Source organism: Bradyrhizobium tropiciagri (assembly GCF_001189845.1).
GTDB lineage: Bacteria > Pseudomonadota > Alphaproteobacteria > Rhizobiales > Xanthobacteraceae > Bradyrhizobium > Bradyrhizobium tropiciagri.
Map to the genome: position 1 here is coordinate 1 of NZ_LFLZ01000149.1, position 4,817 is coordinate 4,817.

At 62.3% G+C, this 4,817-nt stretch carries 7 protein-coding genes; 4 read left to right on the forward strand and 3 right to left on the reverse strand.

Features of this window, described 5'->3' with window-relative positions:
- Positions 1-68 precede the first annotated feature (68 nt).
- Both AKN84_RS43945 and AKN84_RS43950 read right to left on the reverse strand, forming a co-directional pair.
- Entirely contained in the window at positions 69-938 is an 870-nt protein-coding gene (locus AKN84_RS43945; RefSeq protein WP_128971719.1) for a patatin-like phospholipase family protein, read from the reverse strand.
- Between the two features lie 236 nt (positions 939-1,174).
- Positions 1,175-1,948, reverse strand: coding sequence for a ferredoxin--NADP reductase (locus AKN84_RS43950; protein WP_050426553.1), 774 nt, complete (start codon positions 1,946-1,948; stop codon positions 1,175-1,177).
- 349 nt (positions 1,949-2,297) lie between these two features.
- Between AKN84_RS43950 and AKN84_RS43955 the strand changes: the two genes are divergently transcribed.
- Positions 2,298-3,227, forward strand: coding sequence for an ATP-grasp domain-containing protein (locus AKN84_RS43955; protein ID WP_050426554.1), 930 nt, complete (start codon positions 2,298-2,300; stop codon positions 3,225-3,227).
- Between the two features lie 15 nt (positions 3,228-3,242).
- On the opposite strand, the gene AKN84_RS43960 is transcribed toward AKN84_RS43955, so the two are convergent.
- Positions 3,243-3,599, reverse strand: coding sequence for a response regulator (locus AKN84_RS43960; RefSeq protein WP_050426555.1), 357 nt, complete (start codon positions 3,597-3,599; stop codon positions 3,243-3,245).
- A 209-nt stretch (positions 3,600-3,808) separates the two neighbouring features.
- Here AKN84_RS43960 and AKN84_RS47065 point away from each other — a divergent pair, with 209 nt between their 5' ends.
- The 3 genes from AKN84_RS47065 (at position 3,809) to AKN84_RS43970 (ending at position 4,635) form a co-directional block, all read left to right on the forward strand.
- The gene (locus AKN84_RS47065) at positions 3,809-4,069 is read left to right on the forward strand and encodes a hypothetical protein (protein WP_128971720.1); all 261 of its coding nucleotides are present in this window, start codon (positions 3,809-3,811) and stop codon (positions 4,067-4,069) included.
- 119 nt (positions 4,070-4,188) lie between these two features.
- The gene (locus tag AKN84_RS47660) at positions 4,189-4,335 is read left to right on the forward strand and encodes a hypothetical protein (RefSeq protein WP_157863409.1); all 147 of its coding nucleotides are present in this window, start codon (positions 4,189-4,191) and stop codon (positions 4,333-4,335) included.
- Between the two features lie 72 nt (positions 4,336-4,407).
- Complete coding sequence (locus AKN84_RS43970) at positions 4,408-4,635, forward strand: hypothetical protein (protein ID WP_050426556.1); 228 nt, start codon at positions 4,408-4,410, stop codon at positions 4,633-4,635.
- Positions 4,636-4,817: the final 182 nt, after the last annotated feature.

Here is a 4,817-nt window from a genome sequence, read left to right on the forward strand (position 1 = left end):
TTCCGCTAGCGCTGCATGCGATCCGACCTCTCCCCGCAAGCGGGGCGAGGTAAGAGCCCGCCCGCCCGTCAATGGTCGTGCGGCTGCAATTCGTGCGGGATGTGCCCCGGCTTCAGGCCATCGCTGGCAAGCCACGCATTGGTGGTGTCGAGGGCGCGTGCGATGTGATCCGACGTTCGGGAGAAATCGTAGGGCGAGCCGACCAGCGGGCAGAGCGGCGGCACCACGAAATACTCGACATCGGGGCCGATATTCTCGAGCTCGTTGACGAGCTGCCGCGCGATCAGCAGCGTCAGCGCATGCAGCGCATTGGCGAGCGCGCCGATCGGCGGCGCCTGGTTGGCGCAGGCATGTCCGGTCGGCAGCACGATCAGGCGTTTTGCCCCATGCTTCACGGCGACGCGAACCGGCGTGTTGCTGGAGATCGCGCCGTCGGCGAGGAAATGATCACGGTAATGCACCGGCGTGAACGCGCCGGGGATCGCGGTCGATGCCACGATCGCCTCCGCGGCGGAGCCTTCCGACAGCACGACGCTGTCGCCGCTGATGATGTCGGTCGTGACGATATAGATCGGCATCCGCGCATCCTCGAGATTGCGGAACGGGATGTAGTCGTCGATCAGCCTGCGGACGCCGTCATGCGGGATCAGGAAGTCGCGCCGCCACAGGAAGCTCACCAGCGTCCGCCAGGTCACCGGAAACACGTCCTGCCGGCTCAGGCCGCGCCAGATCTCGGCCAGCCGCGCCACCCCCGAGACCGTCGGGTCGCCGGCATAGAACGCGCCGTTCAAGGCGCCGACGCTGGAGCCGACCACCATGTCGGCGACCACGCCATGCGCGGCGAGGGCTTGCAGCATGCCGACCTGGACCGCGCCAAAGCTGCCTCCGCCGGCAAACACAAAGGCGGTCTTCGGTGCATCCGGATCGGTGATGGACAAGGTGCTGCTCCCTCGGGTCGCCGCGTTCGGAAAGGGCTGCGCTGCGTTGGGCAGGGTTATAACAGTGGGGGATTGGTGCGCACCACAAACACCATCGTCGTCCTGGCGAAAGCCAGGACCCATAACCCCAAATGCAAAAGGCTGGAGCCCGATGGGGCCCCAGCCTTCGCAAAACAGGGAGTGGTGGTAATGGGTCCTGGCCTTCGCCAGGACGACAGTTTTGAAGGCCGACAGCCTTACCGCTCGACGAACGCCTTTTCGATCACGAAGTGACCGGGGGTGTTGCCGCTGCCTTCCTTGAAGCTGCGGGTCTCGAACAGCTGCTTGAGTTCTTCCAGCATCGCCGGGCTGCCGCACATCATGATGCGGTCGGTCTCGATGTCGAGCGGGCCCTGATGCAGGTCGGTGAACAGCTGGTTGGAGGTGATCAGGTCGGTGATGCGGCCGCGGTTGCGGAACGGCTCGCGCGTCACGGTCGGATAGTACGACAGCTTCTCGGACAGCAGCGGCCCGAACAGCTCGTCGTCGCGCAGCTTGGCGACCAGCTCCTCGCCATAGGCGAGCTCGGAGACCTGGCGGCAGCCATGCACCAGCAGGATCTGGTCGTAGCGATCATAGACCTCGGGGTCCTTGATCAGGCTCGCGAACGGCGCAAGGCCGGTGCCGGTCGACAGCAGCATCAGCCGCTTGCCGGGAATCAGATTGTCGGTGATCAGCGTACCGGTCGCCTTGCGGCCGACCAGGATGGTGTCGCCCTCGCGGATCTTCTGCAACTTGGAGGTCAGCGGACCGTCCTGCACCTTGATCGAGAAAAACTCGAGCTCTTCCTCATGATTGGCGCTCGCCATCGAATAGGCGCGCAGCAGCGGCCGGCCATCGACCTCGAGGCCGATCATCGCAAACTGCCCATTCTGGAAGCGGAAACCGGAATCGCGGGTCGCCCGGAAGCTGAAAAGCGTATCGGTCCAGTGCTGAACGGAAAGAACTTTCTCTCGATAGAACGCGCTCATGTGTTTTCGTTTTCTCGACTGACCAGATTTAGAATGGTTTGATTCTATTGACGCATGACCTGTTCGGAAAACCGGTGCCCACTTTTCCGGGTCATGCTTAGACTGCTCACGACGGCGCAGAAGTGGCCGAAATCACTGAAGATCTCGGGTGTCCATTGCGCCAATGCATGAGATAGTCAAGATCAACTGGCGTGCAATTGCGATCTCAGAATGGCAGTCGTTCGAATTCGCGCAGAGGTTCACCCACGACATCGTTAACACGCGGTACTGCACGTAATTTACTTGCTGAGATCGATGCCGATCTGGCAATTAATTGCTACGAAAACCGCGGCGAAGGGAAAATGATCTCGTGGTCCTGATCAGCCAGCGAATCTTCCTGGAAACCATCAAAAAATATTGTCTGGCGCGCGCGATTACGGTCGAGGTGCGGTCAGGCGGCTGGCTGGTCATCATGACCAAAGGCAGTCAGCGGCGGCTCTCGATCGGCTATGACATCGGGCTGAACAGCGCGGTCGCGCATCAGGTCGCCAACGACAAATCGGCCTGCGCCGAAGTGCTGGCATCGGCCGGCGTATCAGCCATTCCGCATACGCTGTTTCTCGGCGCCAAGCTCAGCAAGCACATCCCGGGATCGGATTCGCTGGAGGTGATGCGGCTGCTGCTCGACGCGCATCCACAGGGGCTCGTCGTCAAACCCAATGAGGGGACATCCGGCGAGCTCGTCTTCCGCGTCACGACGCGCACGCAACTGGAGACCGCGGTCGCGCGCATCCTTGCCGCGCATCCGAGCCTTGCGATCTCGCCCTATGTCGCGATCGAGGACGAGGTGCGCGTGGTCCTGCTCGATGCGCGCGCGCTGATCGTCTACGGCAAGACGCGCCCAATGGTGGTCGCCGACGGCATCCATTCGCTCCGTGCGCTGGCGCAGGCGACCGGGAATCAGCTCAAGACCCTGACCGAGGACTTCGACGCCGCCGCGCTCGACGCTATTCCGCCGGCCGGCGAACGGCTGCTGCTCAACTGGCGGCACAACCTCGACGCCGGCGCCGAGCCCGTGCTGCTCACCGATGCCGCGACACGCAACGCCTGCATCGCGCTCGCGACCATGGCCGCGCAAGCCGTCGGCATCCGCTTCGCCTCCATCGATGTCGTGCGCGCTGACGGCGCGTGGAAAGTCCTCGAGATGAATTCCGGCGTGAAGATGGAGGCGCTGGGCCGCCACCATCCGGCGCTGGTCGAGGCCGCATATTCGGCAGCGCTGGACGCCGTGTTCGCGTAAGTTACGTGCCACGCGCTACAGCGCAAGCTCTCGCAGCAGCGCCGGTGGATAAACCGGCTTCGGAAAGAACTTGACGCCGTCAGGCAGAGCGCCGACCGAGGGCAGGCCTGAGATCACCATAACCCGCACGCCTGGGTCGCAATCGAGGGCCAAACGAGCAAGCTCGATGCCGCTCATTTTGCCCGTGAGCTTGACGTCGGTGACCACCAGCGACGGGTGACGCATCTTGATGGCCAGCGCTGCCGTCTCAGCGTCTTCGCATTGGATGACGTTGAAGTGACCTTCTTCCAGCAACAGCGCAATCATGTCGCGCTGGATTGCATCGTCTTCGACCACAATTGCGGTCTGCCGAACTAGCCTCGCGTAACCCATGGCAACCTCCAACGATCAACCACAGTCATCAACCCAAGTTAATGATCGAGAACGCTTATGGTTCTGGTTCCAGACTCGATGACTGAGTGTTCCGCCGGATGTTTGCAAGTTCCCTCCGGAACAACTTTCGAGGTTTCGGCGTCATTGATGTGCGGCGAGCCGAATGGCTCGGGCTCGAGGAAAGGAAGTCGTGCCAGGAGGCAAAACGCATGAAGAACGCTGGACAGCCGGATCGGGATTTTGACGAACCTTCCACGGCCGACGCGACGGCTGGCGCGCCAGGCTATCCGTCCTCCCGACGACTGGTCGAAGATCATGCCCTCGAACGTCATGCCCACGTCGTGCGGCGTCAGACGGTGGAGCAAAAGACGGCTGATCCGGTTGGCGCACGCCTGCCGCACGACATCATTTCCGAAATGGAAGCTGCGCTGAAGCAGCAGGTCGATCGGCTTGTCGCGAAGCGACATTAGCCGGCGAAGCGACGAGCTCGCAGAACTTCAACAGCGCAATCTCGCTTGCCGATGATACCCCCAAGATCGCGGCGCGTGGAAACTCGAAGCAAGATCCCCGCCGGATCGATGGAGTCTTGATGGGAGCGATCCTTGGACGCGCGATCTTCCAGGTCATGGTTGTTCTGGCGGCGGTCGGCATCGTTGCCCTCGCTTGCGTGGCGGTCCACGGCGGCTATGCGCGGGCAGCGACGCAGCTTGCAGCAAAACTCACTCCGCCATTTTGATCCATTCAGCGGCTTGCTCCTCCCGCTCAAGGGAGTACGCTGATGCGCATTAGACGATCCGGATACAGATTTATGCGCAAACTCCTTTTGGGCTTCCTCGCAGCCACGGCGTTCGCCGCCGCCTTCAATCCTCCGGCCGCCCACGCCGTGTTCTGGCGCGGCGTCACGGCCCCGACGAACATCGACATCCACGGATATCCGATCATCAAGGAACCGCCGCCGAGCCCATGCCAGTTGATCCATGTGAATGGATACTGGGTCCGGCAGTGCCTGGATCTGCGGTATCGCCATTGGCGATGAACGAAGCCGCGCCGTACTTTCGACCTCTCCCCACTTGGGGAGAGGTCGAAGTTCGAGACTAAAACGTGATGAGATTAGGTTGAACCGGATGGGCAGCGGAAGCTCACCTCTCCTTGGGAGAGGTCGCGCGTCGCGCCGGGTGAGGGGTTACGGTCCCTCGTTAGAGCTGCGGCCCCCTCACC